Genomic DNA, 20,471 nt, shown 5'->3' with positions numbered 1-20,471 from the left:
GAATTAGAATGTTACATTTAAATTAACCGCCCAAGTTCTAAGTGTTGGATATCCAGCATAAGAGTTATCATACATGTTACGATATTTATCAGGATATGGGTTGTAAAAATCCCAAAGATTATTACCTGTTACTCCAATTGAAGCTCTTTCTATATTAACTTTTGAAGTAATTATTTTTGGAATATCATAACCAACACTTAAATTTTTCATGTAGCAACGGAAAGTATTTACTTCCCAGAAATTTGAAGGAGCTGAAATTTGATCATAATATGCTAAACTTGGATATTTTCCATTCACATTATCATCCGGATCAAACATATCTGTCCAATAACTTTCGTGAGCCCACATATTATGAGAGGATGAAGTACCTTGCTTAACAATATCAATAAAAGTAACACCTCCCCAAGAAGTTGAGATTTGAGTTTTAAAGCTAAGGTTTTTATATTTCAATCCAAGATTAGTTGTAAAACCATATCGCTTATTCTTTTTTGCCAATTTTACATAATCCAAATTTTTATCAATTCTACCATCAGGACCTAATTGTACACTTTCATCGATTAGTCCGTAAAAATCGCCAGCAATATCTTTATAAGCCAACATACCGGTTTTCATACCATCAATACTACTAATACCTAGGTAATTAGGATCAGTACCAGCTGCTTCAGCCCTTGTGGATAAATAATTCCAATAATTCTGAATATCTTGTTCGTTTCGTAAAATACCGTCACCTGTAGATGTTTCGTTCCATGTTTCAAATCCCCAAGCAGGGAAAATTGTTGATCTTCCTTCAATTACTTGATTATTTGATGGATGAGTAAGAGCTTGTTCAGGATATTTCTTAATCTTATTGTCATTAAAACCAAAATGAATACCAACATTATAACTAAAAGCACCTGCTACTTTATCTCTCCAGTTAATACTAAATTCAGTACCCCAATTGTCTACAGCAGCATAGTTTTCTTCAGCAAAACCACCACCCACTGATAATGGTACACCTACAGAACTAGACATACTTGTTAGCATATCTTTTGTTCTATCATAATAGTATTCAACGCCTAAGTTTAATCTATTTTGCAATACATTTATATCTAATCCAATATTGTGCTTAATTGTAGCATCCCAACCGGCATCTCTGTTAGGAGATACTTTTGGACTTAAACCACCTCCAAGTTGACCTCCATTAGATCCAAATTGGAATCCTTTATCTGTATAGATATCGTATAATTGTTTCCATCTCCAGGCTTTAATATTATCCTTTCCTGTTTTTCCTACTGAATAACGTACTTTTAAGAAATCAATCCAAGAAAGAGCATCTTTAAACCAACTTTCTTCAGACATCACCCAACCAACCTGAACAGATGGGAAAAATCCCCAATAGTTTTCAGGAGCAAATTTTGTTGATGCATCACTACGGAATAAGAACTGTAATAAGTATTTTGATTGATAATTATAGTTTACTCTTCCTAAATATGACAGTGTACCAGATTCGGTTTTACTTGTATATGAATTATCAGATAAAACTCCAGCTGTAGCACTTGTTCCGTTATAATCAGCTAACGTATTTTCATAAGCTAAACGTTGGAATTTAAAATCAGATTCTGTGCGCTCAACGCCTACCATTGCACTAATGTCATGATCCCCAAATGTTCTGGCAAAATTTGCAAAAAAGTTAACCTGAGTACTTTTGCTAACAGTTTCATTATAGTATACTCTGGTGTTACGACTATTAGTTTCAATTTTATAATCTCCATCCTCAGCAGCAGTAAACAGGTGATGATCTTGTTGATTATAATTTTTAATTCTTGCTAAAGTATATGGTAATTGAACTTGTTCTGTATTACTATTACTTTGACTTCTTGAATAAGTTCCTTTAAAAGATAAACCTTTAATAAATGGCACTTCATAATTTAAAGCAAAATTGGTATTATAAGAAAAATCTTCAGTAACCTGCTTTGAACCACTATTCAAACTTGCAAAATAGTTCCATCCTGCAATTGTTCTGTTTGTATTTGCACTTTGTAAATTACGATCTGTACGTGGGTTTGGTGAAAACCAATATTCTTCACCATCTACAGTTGTAGTCCAAGGAACATATTTTGGCATATGCAAAAGATATCCATAATCAGCTTGTTCACCACTACTTTTGGCTTTAGATCCATAACTACTATCATTGATATTTGCAACAGACTTGGTAAAAGATTTTTCAACTTCACTATTATTTGCAGAAATAGATCCTGATAATTTCAAATCCTTAGTAATTTTTACATCAACACCTGTGCGAAAATTCCATTTGTCGTAATCCTGACTGCCTAAGTTTGCCCCTTGTGTAAAATAAGTTGCACCAGCAAAATAAGTTGCATTATCATTACCACCACTCATGCTAATTGAGTGCTTTTGCTGTCCAGCTCCTGACCACGCTTTATCTAACCAATCATAGTCCATATTTTTCATTTCAGCTAATTCTTCAGCTGAAAACAGGTTTTTACCATCACTATCTCTATTATCAGCTTTTAAGAAGCGATTGTGCCAAATTCCAAAATCATATGCACTCATAGTTTTACTATGGCTAATGGCATCATTAAAAGCATACTGACCTGAATAATTAAATCTGGTTTTTCCAGCTTTTCCTCTTTTAGTTTTTACAATTACAGCACCTTGAGAAGCTCGAGAACCATATATCGCTGCACTACCATCTTTTAACACGGTAATACTTTCAATTTCAGAAGGATCCAGTCTATTAAAAGCTTCTAATGTAGGTAATCCTGTTTCAGGATCAATCTGAATCATATCATCAATTACAATTAGAGGTATTTCAGAGCCTCCATCCTTTGAGAAGGAATAAGTTTGACGAATTGTTAATGTTGCAGATTCCCCTGGACGTTGAGATCCTCCACTAACAGAAACACCGGCAATTTGACCGTTCAATGCTTCAGCCATACTTGTAACAGGAAGATTCTCAATTTGATCCATTTTTACAGTTTCAATAGCACCTGTGATATTTTTGGCTGTTTGACTACCATAACCAACAACTACTACTTCACTTAAACTAGCGATATCTTCAACTAAAGTTACATCTATAGTAGTTTTTCCTTCTACTTTAATAGTTTCCTGATTAAAACCTATAAACGAAAACTCAAGTGAGGCATCCGACTGTATTTTAATAGAATACTTACCTTCTATATCTGTAATTGTACCATTAGATGTACCTTTAATTAATACATTCACACCGGTTAATGGCTCTCCATCGGCATCTTTTACAATACCGGAAACTGTAATACTCTCTTTATCCTGAGCATATGTATTCATTATGCCTAAACATTGAATGAATAAAATTAATGACACAAGATAAATCAAACGAAATCTTCTTGGATTTTGTAATCCTTGTAGACTTAATAAAAAATTAGGATTTTTTTCCATTGATCATAAAATTTGATTTAGTAAATAATAAAACAATAATTATATATTTATTTAGATATATCACACCTATTATACAGTGCAAAAACACTGTATCTTAATAGCTTTCATTTTCTTTTTAATTCTCTATGAGTTCACCTGACTTTTTAAGTTTTAACCAACCAATAAAAGTTAGTCGATCATCAATTTTCTTTTCTTCTTTATAGAAATAACTTGCAACTAATCCTACCACAAATAGTACTACATGACTATAAACTCCGATCATATACTTATGGTGAGTAAAATTATATGATCCCAAATCAACAATTAACTTCTCTTTGCCTGCCATGCCAATTGGTGTAGAGGTTAACAAGGCATAAGCAGTAAACACAACGCTAGCTCCAATACCGTAATACAAACCTTGTTTATTTGCTTTAGGAACAAATATGCCCAGTAAAAACATACCTGCAATACCACCTGAAAAAATTGCATATAACGTAAATACAATTCCTAAAACACCTTTACCTCCTGCTTTAACATAAAATAAAGCAACGGCAATAGCACCTAAACCAGCCAATACAATAAATAATTTACTCAAACGAACTTTTGTTCTTTCCGGGCTATTAGGTTTAAATCTATTGTAGTAATCTTCTAAACAAATGGCTGACAAACAATTTAAGTCTGAATCCAAACTGGAAACAGCTGCCGCCACTAAAGCTGAAATAATTAATCCGACAACTCCAACTGGTAGTTTTGTCATAATAAAATATGGAAAAATAGCATCAGTTTTAATTCCTTGTGGTAATACCTCTCCATTAATCTGATAATAAGAAAATAGAGCTGTACCAATAAACATAAATAATCCCCATACCGGAACACTTAATATCACACCCATCAGAGAAGCCTTTACAGCACCTTTATCTGATTTCGCAGTTAAATATCTTTGAACAATAGTTTGGTCGGTACCATATTTTTGAATAGCATAAAAAACACCATTTAAAGCCATTACAATAAAGGTAAGATTGACAAATTCCAGATCAAATGGTCCAAAACCGATTCTACCATTTTCCATAGCAACATTCCATATCTCTGCAGGTCCACCTTCTGTAGAAAACAATAGTATTCCTAAAGTAATTAACCCTCCTGCAATAAGCATGAATCCCTGAATTACATCTAACCATATTACTGCTTCTATACCACCAAGAACGGTTAATATGATTACTGCAGCTCCGATAACCCAAATCACGGTAACTGTATCTATTCCAATCATTTTACCTAATGCCAAAGAAATTAAATAGAATACGGTACCCATTTTAGAAAAGTGGGTTAATATAAAGCTTACTGAACTATATAAGCGTGCAAAAAATCCAAAACGTTGTTCGAAATATTCATAAGCACTTAATCTTATTACATGGCGGAATAATGGTACAATAAAGCTTACTATAAATACTAAAACAATGGGAACCATTAAGCCCTGAACCAAACGGATCCAGTTACTTGAATAACCTTCTCCTGGATAGGCTAAAAATGTAATACTACTAATTAAAGTGGCTAAAATAGACATACCAATTGCCCAGGAAGGAATAGTACCTCCAGCTGTAAAATAATTATCGGTATTCTTTTGTCGTTTTGAGAACCATACTCCAACGCCAATTGAAAGCAATAATGTTACAATAACAATTAAGTAGTCTATTATATGTAATGAATTTGTAGTCTGCATACTTGTATAAATATTTCTATTCTCCTAATAATATTTCTTTAGGCCAGATATAACTTCCAGGTTTGGTTGTAATTGAAAGTCGTGGATAACCGGCTACATTCATTTGAATTACTCCAGGCTCTATTTCATTAAAAGGGTATAACCTGGTAATATTTAAACTTTTAAAAATTACAGCTGCAGTAGCTCCCCCTTCTATCAACATATCATCAAACTCAACCAGATCAACAATAATTTTAACTAATTGTCCAACGGTTTCTCTTATTCTTATTGCAATATCTTCTTCTTCACTTCCCGAATGATTGATAGTTACAATAACTCTTCTTTTCTCTTCAATCTTTTGAACGATTTCTTGAGCCCAGTTTAATAATAAAGATTTTTTAAAGTTTTTTTCCCAGTAAATATCTTCTGGCATGTTTGAAATAAAAACTTTTGAATCCTTGATACTCTGAATCAGTTCATTGCTTTTAGGGTAAGCACTCCCAAAAACATATAATGTCTTTTCTCCTAGCTTACATTTGGATTCTTCACCATTGCTAAGCTTTTTAAAATCCTGTTCTAACAACACATCAAAAAAACCAGCACCTCCTGCAGCAACGGTATCACAATCAATTACCTTGCTCCATTTTTTCAAATCTTCATTGTTAGTTACATCACCAACAACCAATCCTAAATCGGGAATAGGCTGTTCTACACTCGCTGAGGTTACATTTTTTCTATCAGATCCTAATAATTCTACAACTGAAGAAGATTGAATTGAATACTCTGTATCATCAGCAAAAGATGTTTCAGCTAACGGCGCACCATCTACATAATAAACACCTCCCTTAATTAATCGCTTAAAGTTTGGATTACCAGCAATTATAACAGCTTTCTTTTTACCTGAAATTTCTAATTGCGCATCCAATTCTTCAGCAATATTACCTCTTAAAACAGAATCTAATTTCTTATATATATACTTTGGATTTAACTCCAATAACTTCCTGGTTAATTCCTTTATTTCTTTACGGGCGCAATCCGGAGAAAGTGTTCTTGTATCAGCTGCAATAACTAATAAATCTGCATCTTCATCTTTCTCTACTTTGGTTTCAATTACTACATTTAATCCATGACGTAGTCCTACTCCACCAATTTCAGCAGCTCCAGTAAAATCATCGGCAATAACAGCTATCATATCTCTTTCTAACATTTAATTATTATCTATGAAGCTTTACTGCATATTCTATGGCAAATAAGAGGGCATCGCAACTAGCTATTCCTTTACCTGCAATTTCAAAAGCGGTTCCATGATCAACAGATGTTCTTATAATAGGAAGACCTAATGTTATATTTACACCTTTAACGCTTTTCATAGCTTTAGTTTCAGGATCCCAAATAAAACCAACCACTTTAAATGGTATATGTCCCTGATCGTGATACATTGCCACACAACCATCATACTTACCTCCGTTGGCCAATGCATACAAGGCGTCTGGAGGAACAGGTCCTTCTACATTTAATCCAGACTTTACTGCTTCCTGAATAGCCGGAATAATTTCTTTTTCTTCTTCGTATCCAAATAATCCGCCATCACTTGAGTGAGGATTCAATCCTGCCACCCCAATTTTCGGATTCTGAATTCCTATTCTTTGTAATCCATCATTTAATAATTGAATTACCTCTATTACTCTATCTTTCTTTACTCTATCGCATGCTTCTCTTAATGACACATGAGTGCTAACATGTATCACTTTAAGCTGTTCATCAGCAAGTAACATTGCATACTTAGGAGTATTGGTATAATGAGCATATATTTCTGTGTGTCCTGAAAAATGATGACCTGCAGCATTGATTGCTCCTTTATGAATAGGACCAGTTACCGTTCCATCCACTTTTCCTTCCATTGCTAATTCAATTGCTTTTCTTACAGATCTAAAAGCAATATCTCCTGCAATAGCAGATACTTCACCAAATTTTATAGACTCAGGATTACCAAGTTCCAAATCATAAACATCAATTGTACCCTCTTCGTATTGAGCTTCTGAAACATCAGAAATAGCTCTCACTTTAAGATCAACTTTTGCTATTTCAATTGCTTTTTTGATAATCTCAGCATTTCCAATCAAAAGAGGCTTACATTGTTGATATATAGTAGAATATGAAAATGCTTTTGCTGCAATTTCTGGTCCAATACCAGCAGGATCACCCATGGTAATAGCTAATACCGGCTTTATTTGATCTTGATTGTTTAGCATTTTATTTAAGAATTTTCAAATTACTTAACTCCTCTTTCATTGACTCTATATAGGCTACCTCTTCTGCTTGATCCATTTTGTACATTGGAGGCATAACATTTCCTTTACACAACCCTTGAATAGACATCAGCATCTTAAGCGCTGGAATTGACTCACTTAAAATTCTGTCTTTCTGATATAATGCACCTAAATAATTTGTTTTTTGCTGTAATTCATCTGCAACTACTTTATCTCCTCTTAAAGCAGCATCCACCAAATCTTTATATAATTCAGGAGTAAAATTCCCGGTACTGGGAACAATTCCATCAGCACCATTAAGCATTGCATAACTTGACTGTGCTGCCCAACCTAATAAATAGTTGAAATCATCGCGATCTTTCGCTAATTCAATTGCTTTTATTAGTCTATCTTCATCCCTTTCAGAATCTTTTAAACCAACTATATTTTCATGCTCACTTAAGCTATCTATAACGGACAATGGTATTGAATATTTTACGGTTGCCGGCATATTATAAATAATCAAGGGACGATTAATTTCATCAGCCAATTGGGTAAAATACTTAAACATTTGCTCTTCATTCATTGGATAATATGCAGGTAAAGTGGCCACCATAACATCAGCTCCCAATTCGGCATACTTTTTCGCATCCTCAATAGATTCACTAATACAGTTAGATGAAATACCTACATAAACAATATCTTTACCTCCTACTCTATTCACAACAGCTTTAACAAGATCTTCTTTTTGTTTTGATGACAAAGAAGGAGCTTCGCCTGTGGTACCTAATATAAAAGGACTTACTCCATTTGTAAGAAATAAATCTATGATATTATTAACTCCATTTATATCTATTGAAAGGTCATCTTCCAATGGTGTAATCATCGGAACAACAACTCCTTTATATTTATTCTTTACTTCCATTTTAGTATGCTTTTTTATAAATATCAACGATATCCTCCAATTTCAATTCCTTGATATTATTATTCAATAAACGTTTCACCTCAAAGGCACCTTTAGCCATGCTTTCAATAGCATCTTCAGGAATATTTATATCTGAAAGTCTTTCAGGAATATCACATTCTTTCATGATCTCCTTAATTTTTGAAACACCATTTATTGCAGTTTCTTTCGCATCACTACCTTCTTTAGCTCCAAGAACTCTGGCAATCTGAGCAAATTTTTCAACACCTGATTCTAAATTATACTCCATTACATATGGTAATAATAATGCATTTGATAAACCATGTGGCACTTTAAAATCACTTCCCAGGGGATAAGCCAAAGCATGTACAGCTGCTGTATTAACAGGACCCAGACACATACCTCCATACACACTCCCTAGGGCTAACATTGTTCTGGCTTCCAAATCCTGACCATCTTTACATGCTCTTTTGATATAATTACCAATTAATCGAATTCCCTCAAGCGCAAAAAGATCTACCATTGGATGAGAAAACTTATTGGTATATGCCTCTAAGCAATGCGTTAAAGCATCAATACCAGTTGCAGCAGTAACAGCAGAAGGCACTCCGACTGATAAGGAAGGATCAATATAAGCTCCATCCGGAACCAAAAAAGGACTTATTACACCTTTTTTACCTCCATCCATTTCATCTAAAAATATTGCATTAGGAGAAACTTCACTGCCGGTTCCAGATGTAGTAGGCAAACATGCCAAATAAGTAGAACGTCCTTTTAGCAATCCATTACCAATTATTTCTCGTGTATCCTGATCACTCTGCAATTGAGCCGCCAACAACTTAGCCACATCCATTACACTTCCACCGCCAATACCAACAACACTATCTGCACCAAAAGCTCTGGCATCTTTAAGTATCTTTTCAAAATCAGCAAAAGAAGGTTCATTTAAAACCTCCGTATTCACCTTTATGTCAACACCTTCTTCTGTTAACGTTTTCAATACTGAAACCAATAGAGATTCAACAGGTGTAATAGTTAACAAATACATCTTTTTCAATCCCAATGACAAATAATCAGTAAGAAACTGATCCAATGTCCCCTCTCCGAAAACTAATTTACCTGGTTGATATATTATTACTTTATTCATCTTGATTGCTTGTTTTAAAACTCAAAACACTCTTTTTCTGCACCTTAACAACTTACTTCTTCAATATACAGCGCAAAAACACAAGTATTTTAAACTATAACCACAGCAAATGTAAACGTTTTCATATTTTCATGCAAATAATTTTTAACGTTTTTTTTCATTTTAACACTTTCACTACTTAGAATCGTTAAAAATAGAGAATCCACAAAATGATAGATGCAAAACAAAAACCAATTAAACAAAGCCTTATTACCTGGTTATATATACTTTATATAACATCACTTTTTCACAATAAAAACAAATAAACGCTTATTAACATTTTATCAAAACACAAATAAAAAACCTCTTTAGAGATGTAAACGATTTTAAAAACCCATACTAAACAAACAAAAAGCCCAACAGATAAAAATCCGTTGAGCTTTATAATGTATTTAATCTCAAAAACAGTTAATTCACAACTAAACTTCTAGCATGACTTTCGCAATATCAACTTGGTATTTAAAGTCATTTGAATTGGAGATCTTTTAGGATCACTAATCCTCTGTATTAGTAACTCACAAGCCCTTTTCCCTATTTCATATGCAGGCTGACGAACAGCAGACAACGGTGGATTCAGCGAAATAGACCACATCATATCATCAAAACCTACTATTGCAACCTCTTCAGGTATTCTCAACTCTCTTTTATGAATAGTTTCCAGCGCACCTAAAGTAATCAGGTTATTTCCAGTAAATATAGCATCAGGAGGATTTGCCATAGCCAACAACTCTTCACAAAGTTCTACCCCGCTTCGATGCTTTGAATCTCCATATTTAATCAATTCCACATCAACCTGCATCCCATTATCTTCGATGGCATCACGATAACCCATTTCACGATACTTTGACGATGGAATTTGCTTTTGTCCAGATATATAAGCAATCCTTTTATATCCCGATTTTATTAAATGATCAACAGCTACATACGCACCATCTCTATTATTTACAACAACCACATCTACATCTTTACCCGTCAAGCCCCTATCCACACAAACTATCGGTAATCCATCATTTAAAAGCTTAATCACATTAGGATCTTTTTCGTGAGCTGGTGCCGCTATTAATCCATCAATTGACTCCTGCTGCAAAATATCCAGATACATTTTTTCCTTCTTTTCATCCTGAGCGAAATTACACATGATAATTGCATAATTATTCTCATAAGCAACATCTTCAACCCCCCTTAATACATCTACATAAAACGGGTTTTGAATATCCGGAATCAGTAAACCAATTAAATTACTTGATGCAGATTTGGAACGTAATCGTTTTGCAACCCTACTAGGTTGATATTTTAATTCTTTTATTGCTTTTAAAACCTTTGCCCGCGTCTCCTCATTTACATTCGATCCCTTATTTATTACCCTGGAAACAGTTGCTATTGAAACTCCAGCTCTGCGAGCCACATCATTTAAACTTGACATACTTTAGCCAATTATTATTAAATACTCAATTCTTAGTACATCCAAAAACTTATTATAAAACATCTATAACGTTCATAATAACATAAAAGTATTTTATTTACTCAATTTTACAAACAGAATAAAACTCACCCAATTAAAACCTTCTTAAAGTTGAATATATACTTGTATTTTTTTGAATTTCTAACAAAGTTACACTTTTTACAATAAAAACCTATACGTTTACATTTTTAAGATTTTATATTTTTTCTTTTTCACTATGTTTCAGTATATTTATATCATGTAAACGTTTTCTTATTTAGTAGACTTTTTATACATTTGCCCTCAGATATACCCAACACGGACACAGAAAAATAAATATTAAATCTACAAAAAAAATGAAAACTACATTCTACATATATTATATCCTTATCATATCATTAAGCAGTTGCATCAATCAATCATCTCAAAATACAAAAATCCCAACGCTTAATGAAGTAGGAACGTGCGCCGTCAAGGACAATATTGACCCAATCAGCGCTCCTTTTTCTATGACCCAGCTAGAAAAACCTATTTTTAACAATACATCTATTGACATAAAAAAGCAGGGAGCTACAGAAACAGAATTTTCAACATCAATTATACAGAATTGTATCGATAGTTTAAGTAACAGTGGTGGTGGCACAGTAATAATTCCAAAAGGAAATTGGAAAAGCGGTAGGATTATTTTAAAAAGCAACATCAACCTTCACTTTGAAGAAGGCAGCGAATTACATTTTAGCGGAAAGCTGGAAGATTACCAACCTGCAGTATTCACAAGAATCGAAGGAATAGAAGTTATGTCGCTTGGCGCATGCATATATGCAAACAACGCAACAAACATAGCCATTACAGGCAAAGGAAAATTGTTTGGCCCGGCTAACGGTCCAGTAAGAGAGTACATTTACTCTAAAGATGTAATTGAAAACGTAGTTCCTTTAGATATACCAGCAAATGAACGCAGATACTCAGGAACAAATGGAGAAGGTTACTTTTTACCTATGTTCATCTCCCCCATTAACTGCAAAAACATATTTATAGAAGGTATAACCCTAAGAAATACTGCTTTTTGGAATATTGTACCCATTTATTGTGAAAATATTATCATCAGAGGTATAGACATAAATTCCGTTGGAATTCCAAGAGGAGATGGAATTGATATAGAATCATCAAAAAATGTACTAATTGAATATTGCAACCTAAGTTCAGGAGACGATTGTTTTACAATGAAAGCAGGCAGAGGAATTGACGGCATTAAAATAAACAAGCCTACTGAAAATGTTGTAGTTAGATATTGCCTGGCAAAAGAAGGTCATGGTGGAATTACCGTTGGTAGCGAAACTGCTGGAATGATTCGTAATTTGTATGTTCACGATTGTGTTTTTGAGAATACCGGAGTAGGAATAAGATTTAAAACCAGACGCCCAAGAGGTGGTGGCGGAGAAAATCTTTACTACGAAAGAATAAGAATGAATTTAAGATACACCGCAATAAAATGGGACATGCTTGGCAGCACAGGATCTGTAGGAGAATTAGCCAATAGATTACCACAGAGAGAAATAAACAAACTCACTCCCAAATACAGAAATATCACCATTAAAGATATCACAATCGAAAACAGCACTCACTTACTCAAAGTCATTGGCATTCCTGAATCACCAGTAAAAAACCTTACTTTAAATAACATTAATGCATCCTCTTTAAATCTCATAAACCTTTGTGATATAGATGGTTTCAAATTAATTAATTCAAATATTAAAAGTCAGGACAGTATTATCAACTTAACTAATGCAAAATCTATACACATAGAAAATTCGGTAATTAATACTCCATCACAATACATCACCATTATCTCTGATTCTATATCAGAACAAAATGTTACCATAAATAATAGCAATAAAAACATATTTAAAACAATAACTCAATAGAGTTGATTTTCATATTTTTGCATATATTTTAACTTCGTTTACATTGCTATTTAATTGTTTTACTGCAATGTATAATTAGTCAAATTTACATTTTATGTAATCGTTTTCATTGTCTTTACATTTTTAAACATTATATTTGCGATGTAACTTTATTTTACGTTTTAAAATAAGACTTAACAAATAAATAACGAATAGATATAATACAATGAAGTTTTTTAACATCCATTCAAGATTCTACAAAAATTCCTTAGTAAAAAACATATTACTATTCGTAATATTCGCAACTCCAACCTTTGCATTTGCACAATCAAACTACAACATAGTAGAATGTGGAGCAAGCAACAAGGGTGATAAAGCAGCAACAAAAATTATTAACAACACAATCAATAAGGCTTTTAAATCAGGTGGTGGCACCATTTATTTTCCGTCAGGCACATACATTACTGGTCCAATTACCTTAAAAAGCAATATTACGCTATATCTTGAAGCAGGAGCTACCTTAAAGTTTTCAGATGATTTTGATGACTACCTACCCATGGTAGAATCAAGATGGGAAGGTATTGATGTAACAAACTTTCACCCTTTAATTTATGCTTATGAAGCAGAAAATATTGCAATTAAAGGTCGGGGTACTTTGGATGGACAAGGTAGAAAATGGTGGGATTACCATCACACACTTTATTCCAAACCAAAAACATTCAAATCAAAATGGCAGGTAGAATTTGCGAAACAGAACACAAATGTTTTAATGCCTGACGAACCTTATATGATTGAAAGAGGTTTTTGTCGTCCTCCATTTATTCAACCTATGTATTGTAAAAACATCCTGATTGAAGGAATCACAATAACAAATTCCCCATTTTGGACCATTAACCCTGAGTTTTGTGAAAACATTAATATTGACAATGTTACTGTATATAACCCAGACTCACCAAACACAGACGGTATAAATCCTGAATCTTGCCGTAATGTTCACATATCAAACTGTAAAATATCAGTTGGCGATGACTGTGTTACAATTAAATCCGGTAAAGATGCTGCAGGAAGAAAAATGAATATTCCTTGTGAAAACATTACCATTACCAATTGCACTATGCTTGACGGTCATGGTGCTGTAGTTATTGGTAGTGAAATGTCTGGTGGAATCAAGAAAATAACGATTTCTAATTGTGTATTTGAAGGTACAGACAGAGGTATCCGCATTAAATCAACGAGAGGGCGCGGAGGTGTTGTAGAAGATATTGCGATAAATAATATCATTATGAAAGACATCAAAAAGGAAGCCATCAAATTAAATATGTTTTATGCAAAATCTGATGAAGAACCTGTTTCTGAAAGAACGCCATCATTCAAAAACATTCACTTCAGCAATATTTCAGGAAACGCTTATCAGGCTGGGTTTTTACTGGGCTTGAAAGAATTAAAAATTAAAGATATTTCATTTTATAACATCAGATTAGATGCCACAAAAGGTTTCATGATTGAAGATGCTGAGGATATAGATTTTTCAAATATTGTAATTAATAACACAGAAGGTGCTGTTATTTCTGCTTTAGATACCAAATTTATTGAGATTAACGGATTAAAAACAAAAACACCAGTAGCACAAACGCCTATTATTGAATTAACGGATGTTGAAAATGCTCTAATATTAAACTGTAATCAAAATAGAAAAACAGATATTTTCTTAAAACTAGATGGAGGAAAAACCAAGGATATCTATTTAGGAAATAACAATCTGGTTCAGGTGAATACTGAGGTTTTAAAAACCGAAAAGGTAAATTCTGATATAATAAAAATTAGTCACTAATTCGCAATTTGAGAGGGATGAAAAGGGTACAATTACTTTATATAACAAAACAAAACCAAGGCATTACATATAACAATAGCTCGGTAAAAAAGAGCCTAAAATCATATGTAGTTCTGGCCGCATTGTTTACAACAATGCTTTTTAGTTCTTGTACTAACCTACAAAATGACAATTCCTCGAATTTAAAAGGAGATTACGAAACAGGTTTTGATTACCAGGAATTTGTGAATCCCTCAGTAAAATACAGATCATTCCCTTTTTACTCTATAAACGATAATCTTGAACCGGAAGAAATTAAAAGACAGGTTCGTGATTTTAAAAATGCAGGATTTGGTGGCTTCTATCTTCATAGCAGAGTTGGTTTATTAACCGAATTTTTGAGCGATGATTGGTGGGAGAATATAGAAGCAGCCATTGATGCTGCCAACGAAGTGGGTATTGAGGCATGCTTTTATGATGAAGATAAATGGCCCAGTGGTTATGCCGGGGGTATCATACCTAGGATGGGTGAAGAATACAGAGCAAAAGGTTTAGTTCGTTTAGCCTTAGACACAAAGGTTCCAGAGGGATGTGTAACATTAAAAGAAGATGATCAATACCGATACATCATGTACACTGCCCAAATGGGAAATCCTAAATTTAATGGTACTAGTTGGGTTGATCTTTTAAACCCGGAAACTGTAAAAAACTTTATTGATGTTTCCTATAAGCCATACATTGAAAAGTTCACAGAAAAGACATCTCATTATACTGTAAACTTTTTTGCAGATGAACCTCATATTTGTGCCCGCTACTTTGATACAAACACGCCTAATTTAGGTATTCTGACCTACTCTCCTTTTGTTCGAGAAAAATTCAAGACATTATACGGTTACGATATCATTGATAAAATAAACCTGTTATTTGAAGAAAAAGAGAATTGGCGAGAAGTCCGTTTGCAATACTGGAGAACTGTTGCTCAACAATTTGATGAAAGTTTCACCAAACAAATTGCATCTTATTGCGCCGAGAACGGCATTAAATTTACAGGGCATTTTTTGGGAGAAGAGAGTCTAAAGAAAATAAGAAACCGTATAGGAAATGCGATGTTGCATTACAGAGATATGCAACAGCCTGGAATGGATCATTTGGGTTTATCAATTTCAAAAAGTATCATTACAGCAAAAAGTGTAAGTAGTGTTGCCAACCAATATGGTACGCCACGTCGTTTGACTGAAGTATTTGGGATCAGCGGTCAGAATATGAATTTTGAAGACAGGAAATGGTTAACCGGATGGCAAACTATTCTAGGTATTAATCACATTTGCCCTCACCTTACATTATATAGTTTAAAAGGAGAACGCAAAAGAGACTACCCTCCTACATTTTCATACCACCAACCCTATTGGAAACATAATAAATTGATAGAAGATTATATAGCAAGGGTTTCATATGCTACTACTGTTGGTGAGTATCATCCTCAGATTTTAATGATTCATCCATTAGAAACAGCCTATGCAAAGGGAGATCATGATAAGGATTACACATCTCATTTAAATACCATTTTTGAAAATTTACAGTCGGCCCATTTTGATTATGATTTAGGCGATGAACAAATCATGGCTGACACAGCTATTATCAAGGGTCATGAAATCAATATTGGTTCTATGAATTATGCTCATGTGATTCTTCCTGATATGATCACTATTCGCAAATCTACGCTGGAACTATTACTAAACCTGGCAAATAAGGGAGGAAAGATTGTAAACATTGGTAGATTTCCTGAATTTGTGGATGGAAATCCCAATGATACGGATTTAAAAAAATTACGAAACTTCAGTGTTGACATCAAACCTGAAGAAATTACAACGAAACTGGCTTCTGTTATTAAACCTAATGTTACTATAACCGGTGAGCAATCTGGTAAAATTTGGGAACAACTCAGAAAAACGAAAGATGGTTATGTGTTGCAACTTGCCAACATGTCGCACACCGATGCAATTCAGTTTAATTTAAAGTCTGATTTTCTGAAAAACAATCCTGTATTGTGGAATCCAAGTACGATAAAATGTTTTTCGCTGAAAACAAATAAAGATGGATCATTCACGCTTGAATTAGCGGCGTCATCAAACATTTGGATAACCACAGATAAGCTAAGTAAAACTGCAAAAATTGAGGGTGCTTATAAATTACCATCACAAAACACTTCTTTAGTTGAGCTAAATAAAAAATGGGATGGCAAGCGATTGGATCCCAATGCCATTACTTTAGATTTTGCCAGATATTCTACAGATAATGGTGAAACTTTTAGCAAACCAGAACCTGTTATTGGTATCTACAAAAGATTGTCAGAAAATGACTACAAAGGAAATCTTATATTGGATTATCCTGTTCAAATTAGGCAAATTCCCAAAACCTGTCAGCTAGTAGTTGAGGATCCTTCAATATTTAAATCTATTGAAATCAATAATGATCAGGTTCTTTTTAATGCATCAAAAAACTATTATTTAGATCACAAATTTTCAACATCATCTGTATCAGCATACTTAAAAGAAGGTAAAAACAGTATAAGATTCAATTTGGAATTTTTACCAGAAGAACCTGAAAGTCAATCTCAGCTAGCCAGATTAGGAACTGAAATTGAAAGTATTTATTTAACAGGTGATTTTGCCGTACAAGGAAGTACTCCTTCAATCTCAATGGATACACAACGTAATAATACCGGTGATTTTCAGCTTCGTCCTGTACACGGTTACGAATCCTTTACAATTACACAAGAAAAAACTCATTTTACAGGAAACTTAACATTAGAAGGATATCCTTTTTATGCAGGAAGTTTTGAACTCTCACAGGATTTTGAATTAAAATCTCTTGATCCTGATAAAAAATATTACATCAACTTACCAAACTGCGAATCAATTGTAACTCAAATAGAAATTAATGATCAATTGGTTGGTAATTTAACATGGTCTCCATTTAAAGCTGACATTACAAAATTGATAAAACAAGGTACCAACCAGGTAAAAATTACTTTAACCAACTCATTGCGTAATTTATTGGGGCCTCATCATCAGCAAAGAGGAGAACTAACCAGAGTTGGGCCGTTTAGTTTTACCGGATCCGGAGGGTTTCCTGATCCAAGAGGAGAAAGTAATTGGTATGATTTAAGAAAAACAAACGAACCAATGAAACTTTGGACAGACACCTATTATTTCATCCCATTTGGATTTTTAGAGCCTGTAACAATCTCAATTAGTAAATAAATCAATTGATATAACCTTGAAATCACAAAAAAATTATAATCATATGAAACTTACAGTTTGCCTGTTTGCAATTGCATTGCTTTTAAGTTGTAATACAACGACTAAGAAAGTTGAAAAAAAAGAAGATAAGTGGAGTGTTAAAATGGCTAACTCGGTTCTTGAAAGATACGATACACTGGGTTACTATAACGGTAGAACCAGAATTGGATGGTCATATGATATAGCTATGTTGGGCATGGCTATTGATAAATTGGGTGATATTGATAAGAAATACTCTGATTATTTATCGACTTATATGGATGGTATGGTTATGGAAGATGGAAGTGTGCCTCGCTATCGTCTTGATAAATTCAATATTGATTTGATTAATCCTGCAAAAGCACTTTTTACAGAATATAAAGAAACCAGGAATAAAAAATACAAAAAAGCAATTCCTCAGTTTGTAGAGCAAATGAAACAGCACCCTAAAACTCAAACCGGAGGATTTTGGCATAAAAAAGTATATCCAAACCAAATGTGGTTAGACGGACTTTATATGGGTAGCCCATTTCTAGCTCAATATGCAAAAGAATTTAACGCTCCTGAATGGTTCGATGTTGTGGCTAAACAAATCACCCTTGTTTATGAAAAAACTCTCGATCCTAAAACAGGATTACTATACCATGCCTGGGATGAAAGCAAACAACAAAAGTGGAGTAATCCTGAAACCGGTCAATCGCCTAACTTTTGGAGCAGATCTATGGGATGGTATGTAATGGCTATTGTTGATGTTTTGGATTTTATGCCTGAAGATCATCCTCAAAGAGCTGAAATCATTTCAATATTACAAAAAACATGCGATGCTTTAATGAAAGTTCAGGATCCAGAATCAGGAGTATGGTACCAGGTATTAGATCAGGGAAATCGTGAAGGTAATTACCTAGAAGGTTCTGGAACTGCAATGTACATTTATGCGTTTGCAAAAGGTGCAAAAAACGGATATCTGGATAAATCTTATTTAGATAAAGCCAACACTGCTTTTGACAATATGATTAAAGAATTTATCAAGAATGATGAAAATGGAATAATCAGCATGGTTAATATATGTGGTGCTTGTGGTTTAGGAGGCAATCCGTACAGAGATGGAACCTATGAATATTACATCAATGAAAAGATCGTAACCAACGATTGCAAGGGAGTAGCTCCATTTATTTTTGCTGCTATTGAATTGGATAGATAAGAGCGAAAAAAAATTAGTAATGAATAATGAGTATTGAGTAATTTTCAGCTTGTATAGAAAATTACTCTTTCTATAGTAACCTTCTTTTCCTTTAGAACTAACAACAACGAACACATGAACTCATTTAAAAATATATTTACGGTAGCATTATTTTCTTTTGTGGTATCGTTTACATTAAAGGCTAATATTTATAGAGATATTACAGTAGCTCAGGATGGAAGTGGCGATGTAAAAACCATTACAGAGGCAATCAATAAAATTCCTTCTGATAATTTTCAACGTTATGTAATCTATGTTAAAAACGGTGTTTACAACGAAAAAATAAGAATTGAAAAGGATTACCTGACTATTAAAGGTGAAAGTCGTGACAAAACAGTTATTCAGTTTAATCAATTGAAAAACGACTGGATAGCTAAAAAAGATTATGAAGGACCTGCTGTTGTAAATATTCATGCTGATGACGTGATTATTGAAAACCTCACTCTTAAAAATACAATGCCTAAAGTTGGCCCTACAGCTTATGTTATTTATGGAACAGGCACAAGAACCATTATTCAAAACTGCGATATCCTTAATAATGGAGCAAATACCGTAACACTAGTAGATGATAATACTGGTATGTACTATTTAAACAATTGTTTAATTGAAGGAACTGTTGACTTTATGAAAGCAATGGGTTGGTGCTATATTAATAACTGTCAGTTTTTCCAGAAAGAAGCTATTGCCTCGTTGTGGCATGCAGGTATTAATAATCCCAATCAGAAAATGGTAATCAACAATAGTACGTTCGATGGTGTTGAACACTTCTTTATTGGTCGTCATCATTATGATGCACAAATGTTTGTACTGAATTGCCACTTCACAGAAAAATTAGCTGATTTAGCTTTATATAGAAAAACATACGATAAAAAACCAGAAAAGAATAAGCCGTATATTTTCGGTGACCGACACTATTACTACAACTGCAAAAGAGATGGTGGTAATTATGAGTGGTTAAACAATAATCTATCTGAGTTTTCTTCAAAGATAAAAGCAGATGATATGACTTCTTCGTGGACATTTGACAATCAATGGAAACCCGAATATCAATCTACTCCTAAAATCACGGATTATAAGATAACTGATAAAAATATAATGATCAGTTTTGATCAACCTATTACAGTGAGAGGTAATGTAATTTTAGAAACGTCGACTGGTAAAAAACTTGTTTTTAGCAAGGGTAAAGGAAGACAAATTCTAAGTTTTATTCCTGATCAAAGTTGTACAAAATCTGATTTAAAAAGTGGTTTTAAATTAATATCAGGTGAACTTGCATCCACTTCAGCAAGTTGCACAACACCATTATTTAAATCATCAATAAAATAACAAATCCATACTGAGTA

Annotated in this window: 12 protein-coding genes; 5 read left to right on the top strand and 7 right to left on the bottom strand. The window is 33.5% G+C overall.

Going from position 1 to position 20,471, the window contains the following annotated elements:
• Window positions 1-3: 3 nt before the first annotated feature.
• The 7 genes from OM075_RS05725 to OM075_RS05695 all read right to left on the bottom strand — a co-directional run bounded on the left by OM075_RS05725 (window position 4) and on the right by OM075_RS05695 (window position 10,875).
• Window positions 4-3,306 carry a SusC/RagA family TonB-linked outer membrane protein gene (locus tag OM075_RS05725; protein WP_301189527.1) on the bottom strand — a complete coding sequence of 1,101 codons (3,303 nt, stop codon included), beginning with the start codon at window positions 3,304-3,306 and terminating at the stop codon, window positions 4-6.
• Window positions 3,307-3,532: 226 nt separating this feature from the next.
• Window positions 3,533-5,113: a sodium:solute symporter family protein gene (locus OM075_RS05720; protein ID WP_301189526.1), complete on the bottom strand. Its 1,581-nt coding sequence runs from the start codon at window positions 5,111-5,113 to the stop codon at window positions 3,533-3,535.
• A gap of 16 nt (window positions 5,114-5,129) precedes the next feature.
• The gene (locus OM075_RS05715) at window positions 5,130-6,299 is read right to left on the bottom strand and encodes a four-carbon acid sugar kinase family protein (protein WP_301189525.1); all 1,170 of its coding nucleotides are present in this window, start codon (window positions 6,297-6,299) and stop codon (window positions 5,130-5,132) included.
• 7 nt (window positions 6,300-6,306) lie between these two features.
• Window positions 6,307-7,344, bottom strand: coding sequence for a 4-hydroxythreonine-4-phosphate dehydrogenase PdxA (pdxA, locus tag OM075_RS05710; RefSeq protein WP_301189524.1), 1,038 nt, complete (start codon window positions 7,342-7,344; stop codon window positions 6,307-6,309).
• Between the two features lies 1 nt (window position 7,345).
• Window positions 7,346-8,266, bottom strand: coding sequence for a dihydrodipicolinate synthase family protein (locus OM075_RS05705; RefSeq protein WP_301189523.1), 921 nt, complete (start codon window positions 8,264-8,266; stop codon window positions 7,346-7,348).
• A 1-nt stretch (window position 8,267) separates the two neighbouring features.
• Window positions 8,268-9,413, bottom strand: a complete 1,146-nt coding sequence (locus tag OM075_RS05700) for an iron-containing alcohol dehydrogenase (protein ID WP_301189522.1) — start codon at window positions 9,411-9,413, stop codon at window positions 8,268-8,270.
• Between the two features lie 466 nt (window positions 9,414-9,879).
• Window positions 9,880-10,875: a LacI family DNA-binding transcriptional regulator gene (locus OM075_RS05695; RefSeq protein ID WP_301189521.1), complete on the bottom strand. Its 996-nt coding sequence runs from the start codon at window positions 10,873-10,875 to the stop codon at window positions 9,880-9,882.
• A gap of 374 nt (window positions 10,876-11,249) precedes the next feature.
• On the opposite strand from OM075_RS05695, the gene OM075_RS05690 reads away from it, so the two are divergent.
• From OM075_RS05690 to OM075_RS05670, 5 genes are all read left to right on the top strand, one after another.
• Entirely contained in the window at window positions 11,250-12,818 is a 1,569-nt protein-coding gene (locus tag OM075_RS05690; protein WP_301189520.1) for a glycoside hydrolase family 28 protein, read from the top strand.
• A 205-nt stretch (window positions 12,819-13,023) separates the two neighbouring features.
• Window positions 13,024-14,628, top strand: coding sequence for a glycoside hydrolase family 28 protein (locus tag OM075_RS05685; protein ID WP_301189519.1), 1,605 nt, complete (start codon window positions 13,024-13,026; stop codon window positions 14,626-14,628).
• A 17-nt stretch (window positions 14,629-14,645) separates the two neighbouring features.
• Window positions 14,646-17,870: a glycosyl hydrolase gene (locus tag OM075_RS05680; protein ID WP_301189518.1), complete on the top strand. Its 3,225-nt coding sequence runs from the start codon at window positions 14,646-14,648 to the stop codon at window positions 17,868-17,870.
• A 43-nt stretch (window positions 17,871-17,913) separates the two neighbouring features.
• Window positions 17,914-19,089 carry a glycoside hydrolase family 88/105 protein gene (locus tag OM075_RS05675; RefSeq protein WP_301189517.1) on the top strand — a complete coding sequence of 392 codons (1,176 nt, stop codon included), beginning with the start codon at window positions 17,914-17,916 and terminating at the stop codon, window positions 19,087-19,089.
• A 114-nt stretch (window positions 19,090-19,203) separates the two neighbouring features.
• Window positions 19,204-20,454, top strand: a complete 1,251-nt coding sequence (locus tag OM075_RS05670; RefSeq protein WP_301189516.1) for a pectinesterase family protein — start codon at window positions 19,204-19,206, stop codon at window positions 20,452-20,454.
• Window positions 20,455-20,471: the final 17 nt, after the last annotated feature.

Source organism: Plebeiibacterium sediminum, from assembly GCF_026013605.1.
Taxonomy (GTDB): domain Bacteria; phylum Bacteroidota; class Bacteroidia; order Bacteroidales; family Marinilabiliaceae; genus Saccharicrinis; species Saccharicrinis sediminus.
This window is presented reverse-complemented; position numbering and strand designations above follow the sequence as displayed.

Bases quoted from the DNA above. Each gene is read 5' to 3' on its own strand.
- OM075_RS05725 (WP_301189527.1), bottom strand. From the start codon at position 3,306: ATGAATACATATGCTCAGGATAAAGAGAGTATTACAGTTTCCGGTATT.
- OM075_RS05720 (WP_301189526.1), bottom strand. From the start codon at position 5,113: ATGCAGACTACAAATTCATTACATATAATAGACTACTTAATTGTTATT.
- OM075_RS05715 (WP_301189525.1), bottom strand. From the start codon at position 6,299: ATGTTAGAAAGAGATATGATAGCTGTTATTGCCGATGATTTTACTGGA.
- pdxA (WP_301189524.1), bottom strand. From the start codon at position 7,344: ATGCTAAACAATCAAGATCAAATAAAGCCGGTATTAGCTATTACCATG.
- OM075_RS05705 (WP_301189523.1), bottom strand. From the start codon at position 8,266: ATGGAAGTAAAGAATAAATATAAAGGAGTTGTTGTTCCGATGATTACA.
- OM075_RS05700 (WP_301189522.1), bottom strand. From the start codon at position 9,413: ATGAATAAAGTAATAATATATCAACCAGGTAAATTAGTTTTCGGAGAG.
- OM075_RS05695 (WP_301189521.1), bottom strand. From the start codon at position 10,875: ATGTCAAGTTTAAATGATGTGGCTCGCAGAGCTGGAGTTTCAATAGCA.
- OM075_RS05690 (WP_301189520.1), top strand. From the start codon at position 11,250: ATGAAAACTACATTCTACATATATTATATCCTTATCATATCATTAAGC.
- OM075_RS05685 (WP_301189519.1), top strand. From the start codon at position 13,024: ATGAAGTTTTTTAACATCCATTCAAGATTCTACAAAAATTCCTTAGTA.
- OM075_RS05680 (WP_301189518.1), top strand. From the start codon at position 14,646: ATGAAAAGGGTACAATTACTTTATATAACAAAACAAAACCAAGGCATT.
- OM075_RS05675 (WP_301189517.1), top strand. From the start codon at position 17,914: ATGAAACTTACAGTTTGCCTGTTTGCAATTGCATTGCTTTTAAGTTGT.
- OM075_RS05670 (WP_301189516.1), top strand. From the start codon at position 19,204: ATGAACTCATTTAAAAATATATTTACGGTAGCATTATTTTCTTTTGTG.